Source organism: Micromonospora sp. NPDC050980, from assembly GCF_040653835.1.
GTDB lineage: Bacteria > Actinomycetota > Actinomycetes > Mycobacteriales > Micromonosporaceae > Micromonospora.
In genome coordinates this window covers 264,313-283,609 of sequence record NZ_JBFAGS010000003.1, presented here as the reverse complement: position 1 = coordinate 283,609, position 19,297 = coordinate 264,313, and the positions used below count along the sequence as shown (strand labels likewise).

16 protein-coding genes and 2 tRNA genes are annotated in these 19,297 nt (G+C 71.5%); 11 read left to right on the top strand and 7 right to left on the bottom strand.

Annotated features, from left to right (window positions below; genetic code table 11):
* Nucleotide 1 precedes the first annotated feature (1 nt).
* A complete protein-coding gene (locus tag AB0H28_RS07755) occupies nucleotides 2-727 on the top strand; it encodes a YcnI family protein (RefSeq protein WP_358035703.1) in 726 nt (241 codons plus the stop codon).
* A gap of 141 nt (nucleotides 728-868) precedes the next feature.
* Nucleotides 869-1,396 carry a hypothetical protein gene (locus tag AB0H28_RS07750; protein WP_358035701.1) on the top strand — a complete coding sequence of 176 codons (528 nt, stop codon included), beginning with the start codon at nucleotides 869-871 and terminating at the stop codon, nucleotides 1,394-1,396.
* Nucleotides 1,397-1,499: 103 nt separating this feature from the next.
* Here AB0H28_RS07750 and AB0H28_RS07745 read toward each other — a convergent pair whose 3' ends face one another.
* Nucleotides 1,500-2,783, bottom strand: a complete 1,284-nt coding sequence (locus AB0H28_RS07745; protein WP_358035699.1) for a glycosyltransferase 87 family protein — start codon at nucleotides 2,781-2,783, stop codon at nucleotides 1,500-1,502.
* A 106-nt stretch (nucleotides 2,784-2,889) separates the two neighbouring features.
* Between AB0H28_RS07745 and orn the strand changes: the two genes are divergently transcribed.
* Both orn and AB0H28_RS07735 read left to right on the top strand, forming a co-directional pair.
* Nucleotides 2,890-3,447: an oligoribonuclease gene (orn, locus tag AB0H28_RS07740; RefSeq protein ID WP_358035960.1), complete on the top strand. Its 558-nt coding sequence runs from the start codon at nucleotides 2,890-2,892 to the stop codon at nucleotides 3,445-3,447.
* Nucleotides 3,448-3,537: 90 nt separating this feature from the next.
* Nucleotides 3,538-3,613: transfer RNA gene (locus AB0H28_RS07735), tRNA-His, on the top strand.
* Between the two features lie 53 nt (nucleotides 3,614-3,666).
* On the opposite strand, the gene AB0H28_RS07730 is transcribed toward AB0H28_RS07735, so the two are convergent.
* Together AB0H28_RS07730 and AB0H28_RS07725 are read right to left on the bottom strand one after the other, a co-directional pair.
* Nucleotides 3,667-4,941 (bottom strand): Ig-like domain-containing protein, encoded by a 1,275-nt coding sequence (locus AB0H28_RS07730; protein WP_358035697.1) that lies wholly within the window; start codon nucleotides 4,939-4,941, stop codon nucleotides 3,667-3,669.
* 191 nt (nucleotides 4,942-5,132) lie between these two features.
* Complete coding sequence (locus AB0H28_RS07725) at nucleotides 5,133-6,404, bottom strand: Ig-like domain-containing protein (RefSeq protein WP_358035695.1); 1,272 nt, start codon at nucleotides 6,402-6,404, stop codon at nucleotides 5,133-5,135.
* Nucleotides 6,405-6,592: 188 nt separating this feature from the next.
* Here AB0H28_RS07725 and AB0H28_RS07720 point away from each other — a divergent pair.
* The 6 genes from AB0H28_RS07720 to AB0H28_RS07695 all read left to right on the top strand — a co-directional run bounded on the left by AB0H28_RS07720 (nucleotide 6,593) and on the right by AB0H28_RS07695 (nucleotide 13,321).
* Nucleotides 6,593-6,668 (top strand) — tRNA-Lys (locus AB0H28_RS07720).
* Nucleotides 6,669-7,007: 339 nt separating this feature from the next.
* Nucleotides 7,008-9,707, top strand: a complete 2,700-nt coding sequence (locus AB0H28_RS07715) for an RICIN domain-containing protein (RefSeq protein ID WP_358035693.1) — start codon at nucleotides 7,008-7,010, stop codon at nucleotides 9,705-9,707.
* Between the two features lie 100 nt (nucleotides 9,708-9,807).
* Nucleotides 9,808-10,104, top strand: coding sequence for a DUF6582 domain-containing protein (locus tag AB0H28_RS07710; RefSeq protein ID WP_358035691.1), 297 nt, complete (start codon nucleotides 9,808-9,810; stop codon nucleotides 10,102-10,104).
* Nucleotides 10,105-10,283: 179 nt separating this feature from the next.
* Nucleotides 10,284-11,633 (top strand): hypothetical protein, encoded by a 1,350-nt coding sequence (locus tag AB0H28_RS07705; protein ID WP_358035958.1) that lies wholly within the window; start codon nucleotides 10,284-10,286, stop codon nucleotides 11,631-11,633.
* Nucleotides 11,634-11,640: 7 nt separating this feature from the next.
* On the top strand, nucleotides 11,641-12,525 hold the full coding sequence (locus AB0H28_RS07700) for a phosphotransferase (protein ID WP_358035689.1): 885 nt from the start codon (nucleotides 11,641-11,643) through the stop codon (nucleotides 12,523-12,525).
* A 469-nt stretch (nucleotides 12,526-12,994) separates the two neighbouring features.
* A complete protein-coding gene (locus AB0H28_RS07695; RefSeq protein ID WP_358035687.1) occupies nucleotides 12,995-13,321 on the top strand; it encodes a hypothetical protein in 327 nt (108 codons plus the stop codon).
* 80 nt (nucleotides 13,322-13,401) lie between these two features.
* Here the strand turns inward: AB0H28_RS07695 and AB0H28_RS07690 are convergent, their stop codons facing one another.
* The 4 genes from AB0H28_RS07690 to AB0H28_RS07675 all read right to left on the bottom strand — a co-directional run bounded on the left by AB0H28_RS07690 (nucleotide 13,402) and on the right by AB0H28_RS07675 (nucleotide 16,123).
* Nucleotides 13,402-13,818: a hypothetical protein gene (locus AB0H28_RS07690; protein ID WP_358035685.1), complete on the bottom strand. Its 417-nt coding sequence runs from the start codon at nucleotides 13,816-13,818 to the stop codon at nucleotides 13,402-13,404.
* 168 nt (nucleotides 13,819-13,986) lie between these two features.
* Nucleotides 13,987-14,424 (bottom strand): VOC family protein, encoded by a 438-nt coding sequence (locus AB0H28_RS07685; RefSeq protein ID WP_358035683.1) that lies wholly within the window; start codon nucleotides 14,422-14,424, stop codon nucleotides 13,987-13,989.
* Nucleotides 14,425-14,561: 137 nt separating this feature from the next.
* Complete coding sequence (locus tag AB0H28_RS07680) at nucleotides 14,562-15,761, bottom strand: polysaccharide deacetylase family protein (RefSeq protein ID WP_358035681.1); 1,200 nt, start codon at nucleotides 15,759-15,761, stop codon at nucleotides 14,562-14,564.
* Between the two features lie 80 nt (nucleotides 15,762-15,841).
* Nucleotides 15,842-16,123 carry a DUF3291 domain-containing protein gene (locus AB0H28_RS07675; RefSeq protein WP_358035679.1) on the bottom strand — a complete coding sequence of 94 codons (282 nt, stop codon included), beginning with the start codon at nucleotides 16,121-16,123 and terminating at the stop codon, nucleotides 15,842-15,844.
* 84 nt (nucleotides 16,124-16,207) lie between these two features.
* Between AB0H28_RS07675 and AB0H28_RS07670 the strand changes: the two genes are divergently transcribed.
* Nucleotides 16,208-19,279: a VWD domain-containing protein gene (locus AB0H28_RS07670; RefSeq protein WP_358035677.1), complete on the top strand. Its 3,072-nt coding sequence runs from the start codon at nucleotides 16,208-16,210 to the stop codon at nucleotides 19,277-19,279.
* Nucleotides 19,280-19,297: the final 18 nt, after the last annotated feature.

Sequence of the window (19,297 nt, the reverse complement as noted above, 5' to 3'; positions counted from 1 at the left end):
GATGATCCGTCTCCGGCGTCCCGCGACCGCCGCCGCGCTGGGTCTCGCGGCCGTCGCCGCGACCGTGCTCGGCCTGGCCGGGCCGGCCTCGGCGCACGTCACGATCAACCCGAAGGAGGGTACGCAGGGCGGCTACGGCCGGTTCGCCCTGCGGGTGCCGAACGAGAGCGACACGGCGTCCACGGTCAAGGTCGAGGTGAACCTGCCGGACGATGCCCCGGTCGGCTCCGTCTCCACCATGCCGGTGCCGGGCTGGACGGTGGCCGTGGAGAAGCGCAAGGTCGACCCGCCGGTCGAGGTGCACGGCAGCCAGCTCACCGAGGCGGTCTCCAAGCTCACCTTCACCGCGGCCCCGAACGGCGGGGTGAAGCCGGGCGAGTTCCAGGAGTTCCCGGTGTCGATGGGCCCGCTGCCGCAGGTCGACACCATGGTGTTCAAGGTGCTGCAGACCTACTCCGACGGCAACGTCTCCCGCTGGATCGAGGAGCCCACGCCGGGGGCGGAGGAGCCGGAGAACCCGGCCCCGGTGCTCACGCTGGCCGCCGCGTCGGCGTCGCCGGGTGCGAGCGCGCCGGCCGCCGCCGTGGCCGACGACGACGATGACGACGCCGACTCGGGAGCCGGCACGGCGTTCGGGGTGGCCGGTCTGGTCGCCGGCCTGGCCGGCCTGGTGCTGGGCGGGCTGGCGTTCGCGCGGACCCGGCGGGAGCCCACCGCGAAGTCCTGACCGCATCCACCTCACCGGCCCGGCGGACGATCCGCCGGGCCGGTGGTCGTCGCGCTGCCGGGTGCCGCGGATATCCGGCGATCGGCCGCCCGGCGTCGGTAAGGTCGGCCGGGTAGTTGGCTACCGAGGGGGACGACCTGAATGCGTTTCGTGCGCGCGATCGCCGGCATGCTGTTTTTGGCCGTGGGGACTCCGGCGCTGCTGGCGGGCGCCGGGCTCTTCTTCGCCGCCCGGCACGCCGATCCGGCTGGCGGCTTCGCCGCCCGCGTCGGCGGGCTCGACGTGACGCTGCGCGGCGAACCGCGGGCCGGCTGGCTCCCCGGCGCGGCGTGGGCGCTGCTGGCCGGTGGCATGCTGCTGGTGGCGCTCGCCGTGGTGGTGCTGCTGCGCCCGCACCGGCCGCGCGAGGTGGTCTTCGTGGTCGAGCCGGACCAGGTGCCGGTGCTGGCCGGGCGCCTCGGGATCAGCTCGCTGAGCGGGCTGGGACGGCAGCCGGGCCCGACGTCCCGGCCGGAGCGGCAACTGGTCGCCGTCGGTTCGTCGCCCGGCGCGCGGACCCGTGCGGCCATCTCGCCGCCGCCGAGCGGGCGCCTGGCCGACCCGGCCGGTCGGGACCGCTCGTGGCCGCGGGGGGCCGGGAACCGGCCGGTCCCGCCGGTCGACGGGTGAACGCCGACGGCTGGTGGCCCTCCGCGCTGCCGACGCGGAGGGCCACCATCACCGGGGGTTATTCGGTGCTACCTGGGAGAAACCTGAGGTAGTTGAGACCAGATTACCGCCGAACGGCACCGTTCGCGAGGTCTGTCCGGTTGACGCCCACCGCGAACCGGTCGCGGATCGGCAGCACGGCCAGCAGCAGCAGGCTGAGCAGCACGTACGCGTTACGGACCACGAAGTCGACCGGGTCGTCGGTGTGCACCGTGCCGGTGCCCCAGTCCTGGAACGTCACCACCCCGTACACGATCACCACGCCCGTGCCCGCGGCCAACGCGAGCAGGCCGCGGCGCCGCCGGACGCCGGCCACTGTCGCCCGGTCGGCGGCCAGCGCCGCGTCCACCAGCACCACCACCGCCGGAATGAACCAGTAGAGATGGTGCGTCCAGGTGATCGGTGAGATCAGGCCACCGACCAGGCCGGTCAACGTGAGCCCGGCCAGCGCGTCCCCGGCCCGCACCGCGCGCGCCGCCCGCCACAGTCCGAGACCGGCGACCAGCAACGCCAGCAGCAGCCACGGCAGCCGGCCCGGCTCAGCCGGCGCGGTCATCCGGCTGAGCAGGCCGAACAGCGACTGGTTGCCGGTGTAGTCGGTGCGACCCACCCGGTCGGTGGCCCACAACTCGTGGGTCCAGAACCGCCACGAGTCCTCGGGCGCGACCGCCGCCGCCAGCAGCGTCGCCGCCGCCGCGGTCGCCGCCGCCACCGCCGCCGCCCGCCACCGCCGGGCGGCCAGCAGATAGAGCAGGAAGATGCCGGGAAAGAGCTTCAGCGCCGCCGCCAACCCCACGCCCACGCCGGCCCACCGCCGGCCCTGGGGTACGGCGAACAGCAGGTCGGCCAGGATCAGCACCACCAACAGCATGTTGATCTGCCCCAGCGTGATCGTCTCGCGGGTGCTCTCCACCGCCAGCACCAGCAGCACGGCGACCGCCAGCCCGAACCGGCGGGGCAGGTGGTGCCGTCGCAGCACCGGCACCACCAGCCAGCGGGTGGTCACCACCACGCCGGCCAGCGTCAGCACCACGAAGGCGGTGACGGCCACCCCGAGCGGCAACAGCGCGAACGGTCGCAGCAGCAACGCCGCGAACGGGGGATAGGTGAAGTAGAGCGCGCCCTGCACCCGGTCGGGCTGGACGTAGTCGTAGAGCGGGTGACCGGCCGCCCACCAGTCCATCGCCCGCATGTAGATCTTCAGGTCGTAGTAGTCGTGCCGCAGCGCGGACAGGTAGAGCGCCGGCAGCAGGGCGGCCAGCGCCAGCACCGTGACCACCCGCCGGGCCGTACGCCCGCCCGCGTCGTCCTGGGCGACGCTGGGCGGGGCGACGGGTTCGGCTGGCACGGGGAAACCCTAGCGGTCCACCTGCCCGACCGTGCCGAGGCGCGGGCGCGTCGACGGCGCGTAGTCTGTTCCGGTGGCTGATCTTCTCGTCTGGATCGATTGTGAGATGACGGGGCTGGACCTGCGTCGGGACGCCCTGATCGAGGTCGCCGCGCTCGTCACCGACCCCGACCTGAACGTGCTCGGGGAGGGCGTGGACGTGGTGATCCACGCCGACGACGCGGCGCTGGACGGCATGCCGGAGATCGTGCGCACCATGCACGCCAAGTCCGGCCTGACCGAGGAGGTACGCCGCTCCACGGTCACCCTGGCCGAGGCCGAGGACATGGTGCTCGACTACGTCACCAGCCACGTCAAGGACCCGCGGACCGCGCCGCTGTGCGGCAACTCGATCGCCACCGACCGGGGCTTCCTGGCGCGCGACATGACCCGGCTCGACGCCCACCTGCACTACCGGATGATCGACGTTTCCTCGATCAAGGAGCTGTGCCGGCGGTGGTACCCGCGGGTGTACTTCGGCCAGCCGCAGAAGGGGCTGGCCCACCGGGCGCTGGCCGACATCCGGGAGAGCATCCGGGAGTTGGAGTACTACCGGCGGACCCTGTTCGTGCCGCTGCCCGGGCCGGACGTGGAGACCGCGAAGGGGATCGCCGCCCAGCTCTGACGCCGGGGCGGGAACCCGGTGGACGGGGCATGCCGGGGTGGGGCTATCATTGGTCCGCGCACCGCCCGGGCGACCGGAGCGGCGAGCATGGTGGCTGTAGCTCAGTTGGCAGAGCACCGGGTTGTGGTCCCGGTTGTCGTGGGTTCAATTCCCATCAGTCACCCCAACGAACGAAGCCCCCTCCGTCCGGAGGGGGCTTCGTCGTGTACGCGGGACCGGTCAGGCGGTCGGCTCGGCGCTCGGCGTCGCCTCCGCCGGCTCGTACGGCAGGGCGCTGCCCTTGACGTACTCGTCCCAGCTCATGTTCCAGTCGGTCCAGCCGTTGCCGTTCTTGAGCTTGCGCTCGGTGCCCTTGACCGTGATCGGGTCACCGAGGCGGGTGTTGGCGAACAGCCAGTTGCCGTCCTTCATCGAGACGTTGACGCAGCCGTGCGACACGTTCGTCTTGCCCTGCACACCCTCGGACCAGGGGGCCGCGTGGATGAACTCGCCACCCCAGGTGAGCCGCTGGGCATAGTCGATCTCGGTGCGGTAGCCCTCCTCCGGGCCCAGCTCCTCCATGGTGTCGAAGACGGTGTGCCGGAGCTTCTCGATGACCACCATGGTGCCGCTGGACGAGGGGGTGCTCTTCTTGCCGAGGCTCACCAGGATCGTCTTGACCTTCTTGCCGTCCTTGGTGGCGGTCATCCGCTTGGTGCGGTTGTCCACGGTCATCACGAACGACGGGCCGATCTTGATGTCCACGGTCAGGTCGGAGCGGCCGTACCAGCCGTCGCCGAGCGGCAGCCCGGCCGCGCGCACCTGATAGGAGACGGTGCTGTTGGCCTTCCAGAACGTCTTCGGGCGGTAGTGCACCTCGGTGGGGCTGATCCAGTGCCAGATGCCGTCCTGCGCCGGCGTGGCGGTCACCGTCATCCGCCGCTGGATGTCGTCGCGGTAGTCCGGCGCGATGGCCCGGCCGAACTTCACGATCAGCGGCATGCCCACGCCGACGACCTGGTTGTCGCCGAGGAAGCTGGACACCCGCACCTGCTTGTCCGGCTTCGCCATGGTGGTGAACGTGCTGGTGGCGGTGGCCGGCTTGCCGTCGTCGCCGGTGGCGGTCACGGTCGCCGTGTAGGTCTGGCCGTAGTCCAGGGCGTCGTCCGGCTGCCAGCTCTTCCCGTCGGCGGCGAGCGTGCCCTCGACCGCCTCGCCGGTGGCGTCCTTCAGCTCGACGGCGGTCTGCTGCGCCTCGGTCGTGGTGAACGTGATGGCGGTGGTCGCCGGCACGTCCTTGGCATCGGCGGCCGGCTCGCTGATGGTGGCCGCCGCCTTCGGGGGCTTCTCGCCGCCGTCCCCACCGCCCTGCCAACTCGACGGCTTGTCACCGCCGCCGCCGGTGCAGGCGGACGTCAGAGCCATGGCGGCGGCGAGCACCGCGGCGGCGAGAGCGCGGCGCCCGCCGCGGCGGGCGCTTGCGTCCCGGATCGGTTCGTCCTGGCCAGCTCGCATTATTCCCTCACATGTGTGATGCCCGTCCTCGTCGTCTCCGGTGAGACGCACCGGACCGGCAACCCGTTGCCGGGAGTGAACCGGAACACTCCCGGTGACGATGTAACGATCGTGTTGTCCTCCGGCGCTCCCCGGTGGGGACGAGTCCCGGCGACCGCCGGTAAGAAGCGCGTCCGACCACGTTACGCCGATCAGAACGGTGCGCCCTGCCCGCCCTCGGGCACCGGCAGGGCGCTGCCGGCGACGAACTGCGACCAGCTCATGCTCCACGCCGTCCAGCCGTTGCCCGGCGCCAGCCGCCGCTCGGTGCCCTGCACCGTGATCGGGTCGCCGACGAGCGTCTTGCCGAACAGCCACCGGCCCTCGGCCATCGACACGTTGACGCAGCCGTGCGAGACGTTGCGGCGCCCCTGCACCCCCTCGGACCAGGGCGCCGCGTGGATGTACTCGCCGCCCCAGGTGATCCGCTGGGCGAAGTCGATCTTCGTGACGTACTGGTTGTCCGGGTCCGGCTCGTCGCGGGTGTCGAAGACCGTCGACTCCTTCTTCTCCATCACCACCATGGTGCCACTGGAGGAGGGGGTGCTCTTCTTGCCCAGGCTGACCGGCAGGGTGCGGATCACCGAGCCGTTCTCCGAGACGGTCATCCGCTTGGTCGCGTTGTCCACCGTCATCTCGAACGCCCGGCCGATCTTCGCGGTGGCGCTCCGGTCGACGTTGCCGTAGCGGCCGTTGCTCAGCGGGATCCCGGCCAGCGCGAGCCGGACCGTGAGTGTGGTGCCGGTCTTCCAGTATTCCGGGGCGCGGTAGTAGGCCTGCGTGCCGTTGTCGAGCCAGTGCCACGCGCCGGGCTGCGGCGGGTCGGTCTGCACGAACATCCGCTTCTGCACCGCGGCCCGGTCCTTCTTCGGGATGCCCGGTGAGAACTCGGCGACGACGGGCATGGCCACGCCGTAGGTCTTGCCGCTGAACAGGTAGAGCCCGGAGCCGATCATCGACTTCGGCTTGGCCATCGTGGTGAAGGTGCTGGTGCCCTGGTGGGTGGCGCCGTCCTTGCCGGTCGCGGTGACCGTGGCGGTGTATTTCGTGCCGTACTTCAGCGGGGCCGACGGCACCCAGCCGGTGCCGTCGCGTCGCATCCGCCCGCTGACGGCGGTGCCGGCGGCGGTGCTGAGCACCACCTTCGACACCGTGCCGCCGCCCGGGATCCGCGCGCTGATCTCGGTGCTCGCCGGCCGGTCGGTCGCGCCGTCGGCCGGGGTCACGGCCAGCGGCGGCGACGCGGGCGCGGCCTCGCTCGGCGGGACGCTGGGATCGGGCGCGGTGGACGAGACACCGCCGACCTGCTGCTGGCCGGGCACGAAGGCCGGCTTCTCCTCGTCGCCGCCGCATCCAGTCAGTGCCAGCGACGCCGTGAGGAGCAGGACGCCCACCATCGCCCCGGTCCGCGCGAACCTGCCCATGCCCACCCCTGTCGTAGCGTGCCTGGCGGACATCGTGCCCCATCGACGCCGCCGGGCCCGCCCCGGCACCGGGGCGGCTGCGTGTTTTGTAGGCTTTTGTCGGTTAAGCTCGACCGAAGGGGGGAGCCCGGCATCGGATTGGAACCCGCCTCGGCGGGCATGCTAAGGTTCTTCCCGTTGTCAGCCGAGCGCCGCTAGCTCAACTGGCAGAGCAGCGGACTCTTAATCCGCGGGTTCGGGGTTCGAGTCCCTGGCGGCGCACCAACGAGCAAGGCCCTGGCCTGGTGGTTCACACCGGGTCGGGGCCTTTTTCGCGTGTGGCTGGCGGGTTGCGGCCGGGCGGGCCGCCCGGGTCACCCGCACCCGGACCGCCCGATGCCTCTCCAGCCCTTTGATCGGCATTTATATATAGACTATAGTCAATCTGCTGTTGCTTTTATTAACACGTTTGACATACGCTCCGCCCGGCAGTCTTCGTAGCGATGGCAAAGAGTGCCGTCGGGCGGCACCGCCCCCGCCGATCCCCGGTGGCGTCGCTGTTCCCTGCTTGTCGCTCGATGGGCGTACCCGACACCACGTCGACGACAAGTGAGAGGACAGCACGTGACACCAGCCGTACCCACCACCCGAACGGCCCTGCTCGCGGCAGCGGCGCTGGTCGCCGCCGCGCTGCCGGCCGTGGCGATCGACCAGTCGCCGGCCTCGGCCGCCGTCCAGCAGACCTACTACGTCGCCCCGGACGGCAGCGACGCCAACCCCGGAACCCTCCAATCACCGTTCCGGACGGTGCAGAAGGCGCGGGACACCGTCCGTGGTGTTAACGCTAACATGACCGGCGACATCAACGTCTACCTGCGCGGCGGTAGATATCCGGTCACCAGCACAGTCGAGTTCGGCGCCGGCGACTCCGGCACCAACGGGCACCGGATCAGCTACGCCGCCTATCCCGGCGAGACCCCCGTGCTCGACGGTGGCGTCCCGGTCACCGGGTGGACCCAGCACAGCGGCAACATCTGGAAGGCGCCGCTGGATCGCAGCACCAAGCTGCGCGCACTCTACGTCAACGACAAGCGGGCGCAGATGGCGTCGAAGACGATCAATTCGGCGGGGTGCTACGGCACGTACACCGTCACCGCCGGCCAGGCGTCCTGGGCGTGGGAGTCGGGCTCCCAGTGCGACGGCGCGAAGTATAGCCTGAACGACTTCCCGGCCATCGCCCGCAACCAGGACGATCTGGAGATCGAGACCGGCACGACCTGGACCACGGCCATCGTGGGCGTCCGCCAGGTGACCACCAGCTCCGACGGCGCGAGCCGGGTCGCCCTGTTCCAGCAGCCGGGCGCGGCCATCGCGCAGGGCGCGTTCAACGGCAACGCCCAGGTCGGCGGCACCCACAAGCTCATGAACGCGTACGAGTTCCTGGACGCGCCCGGCGAGTTCTACTTCGACAAGAGCAGCCGGACCGTCTACTACTACAAGGCCGGCTCGGAGGACATGTCGACCGCGTCGGTCTACGCGCCGAACAACGTCACCACCGTGCTGCGGGTCGCCGGCACCTCGACGAGCAGCCACGCGCGCAACATCACGTTCTCCGGCCTGACCGTGCAGCACTCCGACTGGAACCTGTTCAACGTGGCCGGCTCGTCCTTCAAGCAGGCGCAGCAGGGCAACCTCGGCGCACAGGCGTACGCGAAGGGCAACTTCCACGTCTACTACTACCGCAACGTCGACGTCACCCCCGGCATCATCCAGGTGCAGAACGCCGACGGGATCCTCCTGCAACGCAACCGGATCCAGCACACCGGCGCCGACGGCATCAGCATGGTCAACGACGTGCAGGGCACGCAGTTGATCGGGAACCACACCAACGACATCGCCGGGTCCGCCATTGACGTCGGTCATCCCCAGCACGTCTACATCGGCGACGGCACGTCGACCAACCGGGAGAAGTACTCGCCACAGGTCGAGGGACTGCCGAGGAACATCGACATCAGGAACAACTACCTGTACGACAGCGCGGTCCTGTTCAACGGGCACAGCCCCATCTCGGCGTACTTCGTCGACACCCTCACGATCCAGCACAACCGGATCGAGAAGGCTCCCTGGTCGGGCATCACGATGGGCTGGGGCTGGTGGAACTTCGACGGGTCGTCGGGGTCGATCGCGCCCAACCGGCCGACCACGACCGCGCGGAACAACACCATCAGCTACAACCACATCATCGACACGGTCCAGCGCCTCAGCGACACGGCACCCATCTACACGCTGGGCAGCCAGCCCGGGACCACGATCACCAACAACTACCTCCAGGGTGTGCCCTCGGGTCACAAGTACGGACTCCACCCCGACGAGGGCTCGGCGTACATCACGTTCCGCGACAACGTCCTGAGCATCGACAAAAATGTCACCTGGATGATCAACTCCGACGATTTCGGTCGGAAGCACGACCTGAACATCACGCAGACCTACGGGCCGATCAACAAGGTGTCGAACAAGAACCTGCCGAACAGCACGGTCGCCGACATCCTCGTCTCGTCCGACTACGTCTGGCCCGCGGCGGCGTACGGCATCGCGGCGAACTCCGGCCTTGAGGACGCCTACCGGGACATCATCCCGCCGACCAGGTTCTCCGCGCCGAACTACGTGCTCCCGGCCAGCACCTACGTCACCAGCACCACGGCGACGATCCCGATCCGGAGCACCGGCGACGCCACCTCGTCGGTCTGGTTGGCCCCGTACGGGACGACGACCTTCACGGCCGGGGCGACGATGACCAGGGCGGCCGGTGACGCCACGTCCATCGCCGTGCCGGCGACCCAGGGCGAGTACCGGCTCTACGCCGTCGACGCACAGGGCAACCGGTCGGCCGAGTCCACCTCGATCGTCCGGCAGCAGAGCGGCGGCGGTAGTCAGCAGGGCAGGCAGCTCGTGGGCGGCCAGTCCGGTCGCTGCGTCGATGTCCCGAACTCCTCGACCGGCAACGGCACCCAGGTGCAGCTCTGGGACTGCGGCGGCGGCACCAACCAGCGGTGGACCGCCACGGCCGGCAAACAACTGACCGTGTACGGCAACAAGTGCCTGGACGCCTCGGGCGCGGGCACCACCAGCGGCACCCAGGTGATCATCTGGGACTGCCACGGCGGCCTCAACCAGCAGTGGAACGTCAACGCCAACGGCACCATCACGAACGCCCAGTCCGGGCTCTGCCTCGACGCCAACGGTGCCGCCAGCGCCAACGGCACGAAGATCATCATCTGGTCGTGCAACGGCGGCTCGAACCAGCAGTGGACGCTGCGTAGCTGACCGACCGGCCCCGGGGCCAGGCCGACCCGGCCTGGCCCCGGCAGCTCCCGGCACACCCGCGACAAGGTGATACCTGACGACAAGTGGGTAGTTCCAGGCGATGAAGTCGACCTGGAAGCCCCACGAGGAACACGGCGGCCTGACGGACAAGGACAAGCGCGAGCTGCCGGAAACCGTCTTCGCGTTCCCCGACAAGCGCAAGGAGCCGATGACCGACGCGAGCCACGTGCGCAACGCCATCGCCCGCTTCGACCAGGTGCAGGGCGTCACCGACGAGGAGCGCGACCTGGCCTTCCGGAACATCCTCGCCGCCGCCGAACACTACGGCGTCGAGGTGGCGGAGACGAACTGGCGTCAACTCGGCAAGCTGCCGCACACGCCGAACCCCGCCCACTGAGCGGTCGGGCGGGTGGGCCTGCGCTGATCTTGGCAGGGACACCGTGAGTGCTCATCGTGAGTCTTCCGGCTGTCACCCCCAACGTCGATCCTGGACGGGCTGTCGACTCGAACCCCGGGCTGACTTGATGTGACGGCGCGGATGCGCTGTGCTGGCAGGTGGTCGTCATCCGGTCGGAGGTGATCGTGGCCGCGCAGGTGGATCCCGAGTGGTGGAGTTCGGGGCTGTGGAACGGCCAGCCGATCACCCAGTTCCTGCGACGACGTGACATCACGACGGTCTTCCGCTTCCTGCACGCCCGGGGCGTGTCCTACGGCAGGATCGCCGCTCTCGTCGGCCTTTCACCCCACCGCGCTACCGAGATCGCCAAAGGCGTCCGGCAGGTCACGGCGTACGAGGTGCTGGAGCGGATCGCCGTGGGACTGCACATTCCGCGTCCCGCCATGGGGCTCGGCTGCGACGACGGCAGCCCCATGCCGCGTGGCGCCAGCGTCGAGGCCGCGGCCGGAAGATCGCCGGCCGGTACGGAGAGCAGCGAGGCCGGAGGTCTGGTCAGACTCCGGCTGGGACTGGACGAGGCTCTGGCGGCGTCGAGTGTCGCTCCTCGGCAGCTTGAGCTGATCGAGCAGAGCGCTGGCGAACACCTGCGGGCCTATCCGTCGGCTTCGCCGCATACCATGCTGTCGAGGCTGGCCGCCGACTGTCGAGAGGTTCAGGTGCTGTCGCTTCGGCGCCAGCCGGCAGCGGTTCAGGCCCGGCTGTCCACAGTGGCGGCGCTGCTCGCCACGATGTGTGCCGACGCGTTGATGAGGCTCGGGGATGTGGCCGAGGCTCGGCGGTGGTACGGCACGGCGATCCACGCGGCGGACGACAGCGGGGAGGCCCGGTTCAGGGTGCTCGTGCGGGCCCAGGCGGCGATACTGCCGTACTACTTCGGGGACCCTGCTCGGACCGTAGCCCTTGCCGATGCGGCTCTGGCGGTCACGTCAGTCGCGTCGTCGTCGGCTGCCCTGGCGGCTGCGGGCCGGGCGCGCGCCCTGGCCAGAGTCGGCGCCACCGACCAGGCGAGGTCGGCCGTCGACCAGGCACGCCGGTTGCTCGATCAGGCGGGCGACGAGGACACCGACGTGGCGTTCAGGTTTCCGGCGAAGCGGCTCCTGCTCTACCTCTCCGGCGCGTACACCTGGCTCGGTGACACGGCGGAGGCGTACCGCGTCCAGGACGAGGCATTGCGGCTCTACGGCACGGCTCCGGCCGTACCGATCGACGTGGCGCTCATCGCCCTGGACCGGTCGATGTGCCTCGCGCGGGACCGCCGGGCGACCGAGGCGGCGACGACCGCGCGTGACGCGGTGGCGGGCCTGCCCGAGGCGCAGCGGACGGAGATCATCCTGACCCGCGCGACCGACGTGGCCACGTCGATCTCCGCAGAGGGCCGGCGCGGTGAGGTCGCCACCTTGACGGACTACGTAGGGACCTGCCGCGAGCGCGCCCGTAGTCTTGGGGCCGCCACCGCACTCGGCCCCTAGGAGCCCCATGTTCGTCGAGGCGCGCACCCGGCCGGTGCTCGCCGAGGTATGCCGTCTCCTCGGCTACTCGGACTCGAACGCGGCTCTGTTGCGGCACCACACCAACGCCGTCTATGCCGTCGGAGACGTGGTCGTCAAGATCGCCCCGAGTGGCCATGACCTGAACCGGGTGCGCGGCATGGTGTCCGTGGTGCACTGGCTGGTCAACCGAGGTTTCCCCACGGTCGGCCTTCACCCGGGGCTGTCCCAGCCGTTGGAGGTGGGCGGGCATGCCGTCACGGTCTGGCAGCGTCTGGACCCGGCACACGACGATCCGATCACCGTCGCCGAGCTCGGGAGCCTTCTCCGGGATCTGCATACCCTGCCTGCTCCGCCGGTGCCATTGCCCCTGCTGCGGCCGATCAGCGGCATCAAGCGATCCGTGACCCGCTCCGAGATCCTGAACGGCCGGGAACAGCATCTGCTGCTGGATCGACTGGAGACGCTGGCCGCAGGCTGGGAGGCGATGCGCTTTTCCCGTGGTACCAGCCTGATCCAGGCGGATCCGCAGATCCGCAACGCGCTCCGGCGTCTCGACGGCACGCCCGTACTCGCCGACTGGGACGGCGTTGCCCTCGGACCCCGCGAATGGGACATCGCCACGGTCGCGGTCCACTGCCGCCGGTTCGATCCGCCCGGTCCCGAGGCGTTCGTTGGCTTCACCGCCGCCTACGGTTGGGATGCCACACGCTGGCCCGGGTTCGAGGAGCTGTGCCAGCTCCGCGAACTACAGATGATCGCCACCAACGCCCGTAAGTCCCGGCCCGGTACGGACGCCGCCGACGAGGTGCGTCACCGGGTCGCGGGTCTTGCCGCCGACGGGGTGAAACTCCGCCGCTGGCACATCCTCTGAGATGAGTCTCGTAGGGGCGGGTGCCGTCTGTCCTTCTCGCATCGGTTGAGGCCGACCGCGGCAGGCCCACCGTGGCCCACCACGGTGGGCCTGTCCCGGGCCCGTGCCGTCCTCGATCGTGGACGTCAGGAACACGTCGGCGGAAGGGTCCAGGGCCATCCTGATCCCGTGGCGTCGGCGCGTCAGCGGCAATGTCACGCCAGGGAGAACCAGATGGTCATGTCGATCGGCGACAGGGCGGAACGCGACCCGACACAGCGGCAAGCGCTCGCGCCGCACACTCCGTCGACGGCACGGGTGACTCCCCGCCTGCGTACCGCCGGGAGGCTGCGTGGGTGGGTGACCGGCGGTCTGCTCCCGGCCGCCGTGGTGTGGCGGCGGGTTCGTCCTTCCCCCGGCGGGCCCGCCGCTCGTCGTCGCTGGTATGGCGTCGGCTGCTCGCGCAGCAGGCCCGCGAGGGCGGTTGCCGGTGACCGGGCCGCAGCGCCGTCTCGCGGCGAACCGGCTCGGGGCGGCCGAGGTGGAGCATCTGCCGTCGCGTCCGCTGTGGTTGTGCCGCCGGTGCGGGCAGCCGTGGCCGTGCGGGGCGGCGAAGCTCGCGCTCCTGGCCGAGTATCGGGACGTGCCGGTGAGCCTGTTCCTCTACCTGGCCGGCTGCCTGCACGACGCGATCGACGACTTGCACCGGCTCAACCCGAGCGTCACGGGCAGCGTCGCCGACATGTTCGACCGGTTCCTCGGCTGGCCGCCCCGCCACACCCACGCCTACCGCGTCACCACCCCGGCTGACGGGTGAGCGACGCTGGACCTGCTGTTGCCGAACGATCGTGGCGGCGCTCGTCGTGATCAGGCGCGGCTGATCTTTCCGACGGTGACTCAGCGGCCCAGGTATGCCAGCCCGCCCAGGCAGAGGGCGGCCCACCCGAGGACGGCCGCGACGATTCCGGCCAGGACCGGTGCCCGCCAACTGCGAGCGAGATACCAGCACAGCGGCACCGCCACCAGGAGGCTCGGGGACAGCATGAGGGCCGTGTCCCCGAGAACGCCGACGATGTCCGCCGGCGGTGTGGGGCAGCCGAGGTCGCCGCGGCAGCTCGTCAGGCGGCCCGTGGCGTCCGAGTACAAGAAGCCGGGAGTGGTGCCGGCCTCCGATGCGTTCACCAGCGCCGCCAGGACGGCCGGAAGGCACCAGATGGCCGCGTAGCAGAGGGTGAGCGCCGCGAAGGCCCGGCCCACCGGGACATCGCCCCGTTCCTCGGCCGCCGGAGATGGCGTGGTGCGGTCCGCCGCCATCAGCCGGGGTATTCCACGAGGCGGAACTCGTGGCCCTCCGGGTCGGCCGTCACGACGACGGATTCCTGCCCATGGGTGGCACCGGACCAGACGTTCGCCATCGGCCGATCCTGACAGACGGCGGTCGGGTCCGGGGGACGCCGAACCCGTGACATCGACACCGAACAGTTAGAGGACGTCGAACTCGTTGCCGTCCGGGTCGACCATCGTCACGTGGTCCGGCGTGCCGTCCCCCTCGTCCACCCGGACCACCGTCCCGCCGGCCGCGACCAGTTTGTCGACCGTCGCCCGGACCCGTGGCCAGCGCACCTCCGGCGGCTCCCGCCGGCCGCCGCCGACGTGGACGTCGATGTGCATGCGGTTCTTGACCACCTTGGGCTCCGGCACCTTGAGGAACGAGATGCCGGGCCGTAGGCCGTCCGGGTCCTCGATGTAGGCGCTGTCGTCCCACTCGTCCTCGGGAACCTGGAAGTGGGCCAGCCACGCCTCCCAGGTGGCGAACCCGTCCGGTGGAGCGCCCGGGACGTATCCCAGCGCGAGGCACCAGAACGCCGCCAGCTCACGTGGGCGGGCGCAGTCGACGGTCAACGACCAGCGTTCGGACATCGCCCGACGATAGACCGCCGATCGGTCAGCCCTGCCTGCTGGGCCGGACGAGCGTGGCGGGCGCGGCGGCGGCGGTGAAGACCGCCGCCGCCCGGAGCCGGGGGTGCGTGAGCGCAACGCGCTCCTCGACGGATGCGCTACGAGCTGGAGCAGGTGATCCCGCTCGGTGCCGGTGAGCTGTTGCCGTTGGCCAGGAAGCCGAAGCTCGTCGACCCACCGGCGATCAGGGTGCCGTTGTAGGGCGCGTTGCGCACGCTCACCGTGCCGGTGATTCCGGTGGCCACGCCGTTCCACACGTTGTTGATGCTCTGCCCACCGGCCACTGTCATCCGGACCGTCCAGCCGGTGATGGCCCTCGTGCTGCTCACGGTCACCTCGCCCTGGAACCCGCCGGTCCAACTGCCGACCAGCCGGTAGCTCGCGGTGCAGGCGCCCGAGGGGTCCGGCGGCGTGGTGGTGGGTGGTGGCGTGGTGGGGGGCGCGGTGGTGGGTGGTGGTGTGGTGGGCGGCGCGGTGGTGGGCGGCGGCGTGGTGGGCTGGGTGCCGTCCGGGGCCACCGCCCGGCCGGTGGCCGGCGAGATCATGCCGGCGCAGAGGCCGCGGCTGGCGAGGTTGCTGACGATCCGGGGGATGGCCGCGATGGTGTTCGCCGGCCAGTCGTGCATCAGGATGGACTGCCCGGCCTGGAGGCGGCCGGCGTTCTGCACGATCTGGTCGGTGCTGGCGTTGTTCCAGTCCTGGGAGTCCACGTCGGCGTTGATCTCGGTCAGCCCGAACTGGGCCTCGACCGCCCGCAGGGTGGCGTTGGACTCCAGGTAGGGCGGTCGGAACAGCTTGGGGGCCTCGCCGGTGGCCTGCTGGATCGCCTGCTGGGTCTGGGAGATCTCCGAGGCCATCTGCGTCTGGCTGAGCTGGGTCATGTGCGGGTGCGTCCAGGTGTGGTTCCCGACCCACATGCCGGCGTCCCGCTGGGCCCGGGCCAGCGCCGGATTGGCCTGCACGTTCTGGCCGACGTTGAAGAACGTCGCCCGTACGCCGGCGGCCTTGAGGGTGTTGATCAGCGTGGTGGTGTTGCCGGGGGTGGGTCCGTCGTCGAAGGTCAGCGCCACGTAGCCGGTGCAGGCGGCGGCCATCGAGGGCGCGGCGGTGACGGCCAGTCCGGACGTCACCGCGGTCAGGAGCGCGGCGACGGCCGCCACCACCATCGGGCGGCGCGAGGGTCGGGTCGGGGCGGCCGTCGCTGCGGCCGGGAAGGGTGTCATCGAGGTTCTCCCGCTGGCGTTCGAGGTGTGCTGCTCGGCGCCCTGCGGATCGGGTTGCCCGGAGTCGGTCCGCATCGTCTCAGCGGTGCGCTGGCAGCGATGTCCTGTCGGTGGCCACGGTCGATCGGCCTGTGGCCAGCCCGGCTCCGAGGAGATTATGCCGACTGACTTTTACGAGCGTCAATAGAACGCCACGGCACCAGGTGCTCGGCGTCGAGCGGGACGAACCACTCCCGCCGTCGACGCATCGGCTCCAGGTGCGCGGTCCGGTAGACGAAGGCGCGCAACCCGGCCGGCGGCGTCCCCGCCGCCGAGCTTCGCGCCCCGACCGCCTCGGCCACCTCGTTGCGGCTCACCGGCCCGGCCTGCGCGGCGACGTATTCGTGGACCGCCCGGCGCACCGGCTGCCGTAACGCGACGATGGCCTCCAGCGACATGACCCCGACGCCACCCGGGCTCCGGAACGACCGGTCCCCGACAGTGCCCGGGAATCCCGGGCCCACGCCCCTACAGTCCCCACCATGAGATGGACGGTGCGATCCACGACCGGGCTCGCCGTACTGGTGGCGGCCCTGGTGGCCGGGTCGGCGAGCACCGCCGCGGCGCCCGCCGACGACGGCCTCGGCCTGGCGCTGCGCCCGGGGCAGGCGGACCACCGCGCCGGCGACCAGGTCCGCCTGGACCTCACCGTCACGAACTCCACCGGGTCGGCGTGCGCGCTGCCCACCAGCGCCGTCGGCACCGTCCAGATCACCGGGGTACGCCGGGACGGGCGCGATCTCACGCCGACACTCGCCCGCAGCTTCCACGACGACGGGATCGCCGCCTCCGCCACCGCCGGCCTGACCACTGTCGAACCCGGCGCGACCGCGCGCGTGGCGCTGACCGGGGTCCGGCTGCACGACGGCGAGGCCCCCGGCGACGTCGTGCTCCGCTCGGTGGCCGCCACCGCGGACGGCGGCGGTCTGGATTCGCTCTGGCCGGTCGGCGCCCCCGGACGCTACGAGGTCACCGCCGGCTACGTGACGCTTCCGGTCACCGGCGCGGCGAACCTCTGCCCGGGCGCGACGGCGCTGCGGACCGCCACGTTCACCGTCGGCGACGCCGGCCCGCCCGGCCGCCGCTGGCTCCGGCCCGCGGCCGGCGCGCTGCTGCTGGTGCTGCTCCTGGCCGCGCTCGTGATCCTGCTCCGGTCCCGCCGCCGACCGGCCGCCGCCGTGGCGTTGCTGCTGGTGGCGGTCGGCGCGCCGTTCGGCGGCGGTGCGCGGCCGGCCCGGGCGGACTACACCGTCGACCCGACCTCCGGCGTGCCGGTCAGCGGCGTCGACTTCCAGGCCGCGGTCGACGGCTGCCTGAGGGGATTCGCCGAGCCGGGTGGGGACCCGTCCGGCCTGCTGCCCCGGCTGAAGGACAAGAAGACGCCAAAGGTGCGGATCATCCCCACCACCGGCGGCTCGGGCGCGTTCGAGACGCCGGAGAGCGCCGACGGCACGGGTTCGTCCACGGTCACCTGGAACCCGACCTCCACCGATGCATACGAGGACGGGGTGGCCCGCGACCCCTGCGCAGCGCTCTACCACGAGCTGAACCACGCCGACGACATCTCCCGCGACGCGGTCCCGCCGGGGCAGTGCGGAAGCACCGGGATCCCCACCGCCGAGGTGAGGGCGACGCTCGCGGAGAACCGCTACCGGGTGGCCAAGGGCCTGCCGCCACGCACCCGGTACAAGGGAAACCCGCTGCCGAAGAGCCTCGACGAGTGCAAGAAACCGGCGAAGAAGACGCCCCCGCCGAAAGGGCCGGTGAAGCTCTGCGAGGACGGCGCCGACTGCGGCGGCAGCAACGGCGATCCACACCTGGTCACCTTCGACCGGGCCGCCTACGACTTCCAGGCCGTCGGTGAGTTCACCCTCGTCGTCGCCACCGGCGGTGACCCGCTGGAGGTGCAGGTCCGGCAGGCGCCGATGGCCGGCACCCGCACCGCCTCGGTCAACTCGGCCGTCGCGTTCCGGGTCGGCGCCCACCGCGTCGCGCTCACCCTCACCGGCGGCGCCACCAGGGTGCACGTCGATGGTGAGCCGCTCGCCGCGCCGCCGGACCGCACCGACCTGACCGGCGGCGGCACCCTCACCCGCCGCCCCTCCGACACCGCGGAGACCGACGGATACGACGTGACGTGGCCGGACGGCTCCGCGGCGGCGGTGGACCAGATCGGCCGCTACGGCTACCGCGTGCTGGTCCGGCTCGCCGAGGCCCGGGCCGGCAAGGTACGCGGCCTGCTCGGCGACTTCGACGGTGACCCGGCCGACGACATCGCGCCCGCCACCGGCCCGGCCCTCGCCCAGCCCGTGCCGTTCGCCACGCTCTACCCGGCCCACGCGGACAGTTGGCGGATCACCCCGGACCGCTCGCTGCTGCACTACGACGACGGGGAGGACACCGGCACGTTCACCGACCGGAGCTTCCCCGAGCGGGAGGTGACCGCCGGCGGACTCGACCCGGTCCGGCGTGCCGCCGCGGAACGGATGTGCCGGTGGGCCGGCGTCACCGCCCCCGGCCCGCTCGCCGACTGCGTCTTCGACGTCGCGGTGAGCGGGCGGCCCGAGTTCGCCGTCGCCGGCGCCACCACCGAACGGATCAGCCCGCCGGTCGTCGCGCCGATCGCCGCCGCGCCGGTCGCCGCCGCCAGCCTCACCCCCGGCGGCGAGCCGCTGACCTTCCCCGGGCGCGCCGGGAACGCCGTCTTCGTCGACGTCACCGCGCCCGGCATCGCCGACCGCTGCTCGCCGTACCTGCTCGTCGACCCGGGCGGGCGGGAGATCGCCAGCGGATGCAACGTCGACGGGTACGGCCGCGTCGACCGCGTCGACCTCACCGCCACCGGCCCGTACACCCTGCGGGTCACCGCCGTTCCCGGCGACACCGGCCGCGCCGCCGTCCGGGTCTACCTGGCCCGCGACAGCGGCGGCACGCTGCAACCGAACGGCCCGGCGGTGACCGCGTCGATCGAGCAGCCCGGCGCCCGGGCGCGCTACCGGTTCACCGGCCGCGCGGGGGAGCGGATCTACGTCGAGGCACCCGGGAGCACGCTGACCGACCAGTGTTCCCCGCTGGAGCTACGGGATCCGGCGGGACAACTGCTGCGCAGCGGCTGCGTGATCAACGGCGTCGGTGAGATCGACGGCACGCTGCTGCCCGCCGACGGGACGTACACCGTGCTTGTCGACCCGGTGGAACGCGGCACCGGCACGACCACGCTGCGCCTGGTCACCGGTCGGGACCGGGACGCGACGATCACGGCCGGCGGGCCGGCGGTCGTCGCGGTCGTCGACCGCCCCGGCGCGGTCACCGGCTACCGATTCACCGCCGCCGCCGGCACGACCGTTACCGTGACCGCGACCGCCGCGACGCTGCCCGACCAGTGCGGCATGCTGGCGCTGCGCGCACCCGACGGCAGCACGCTCACCACCGGCTGCGTGATCAACGGCGCGGGCGGGATCGCGACGACGACGCTGCCGACGACCGGTGTCTGGGTGCTGCTGGTCGACCCGTCGGGAGCCGCGACCGGGCAGGTCACAGTGGCATTGCGGTGACACGGCCCCCTGCGTGCG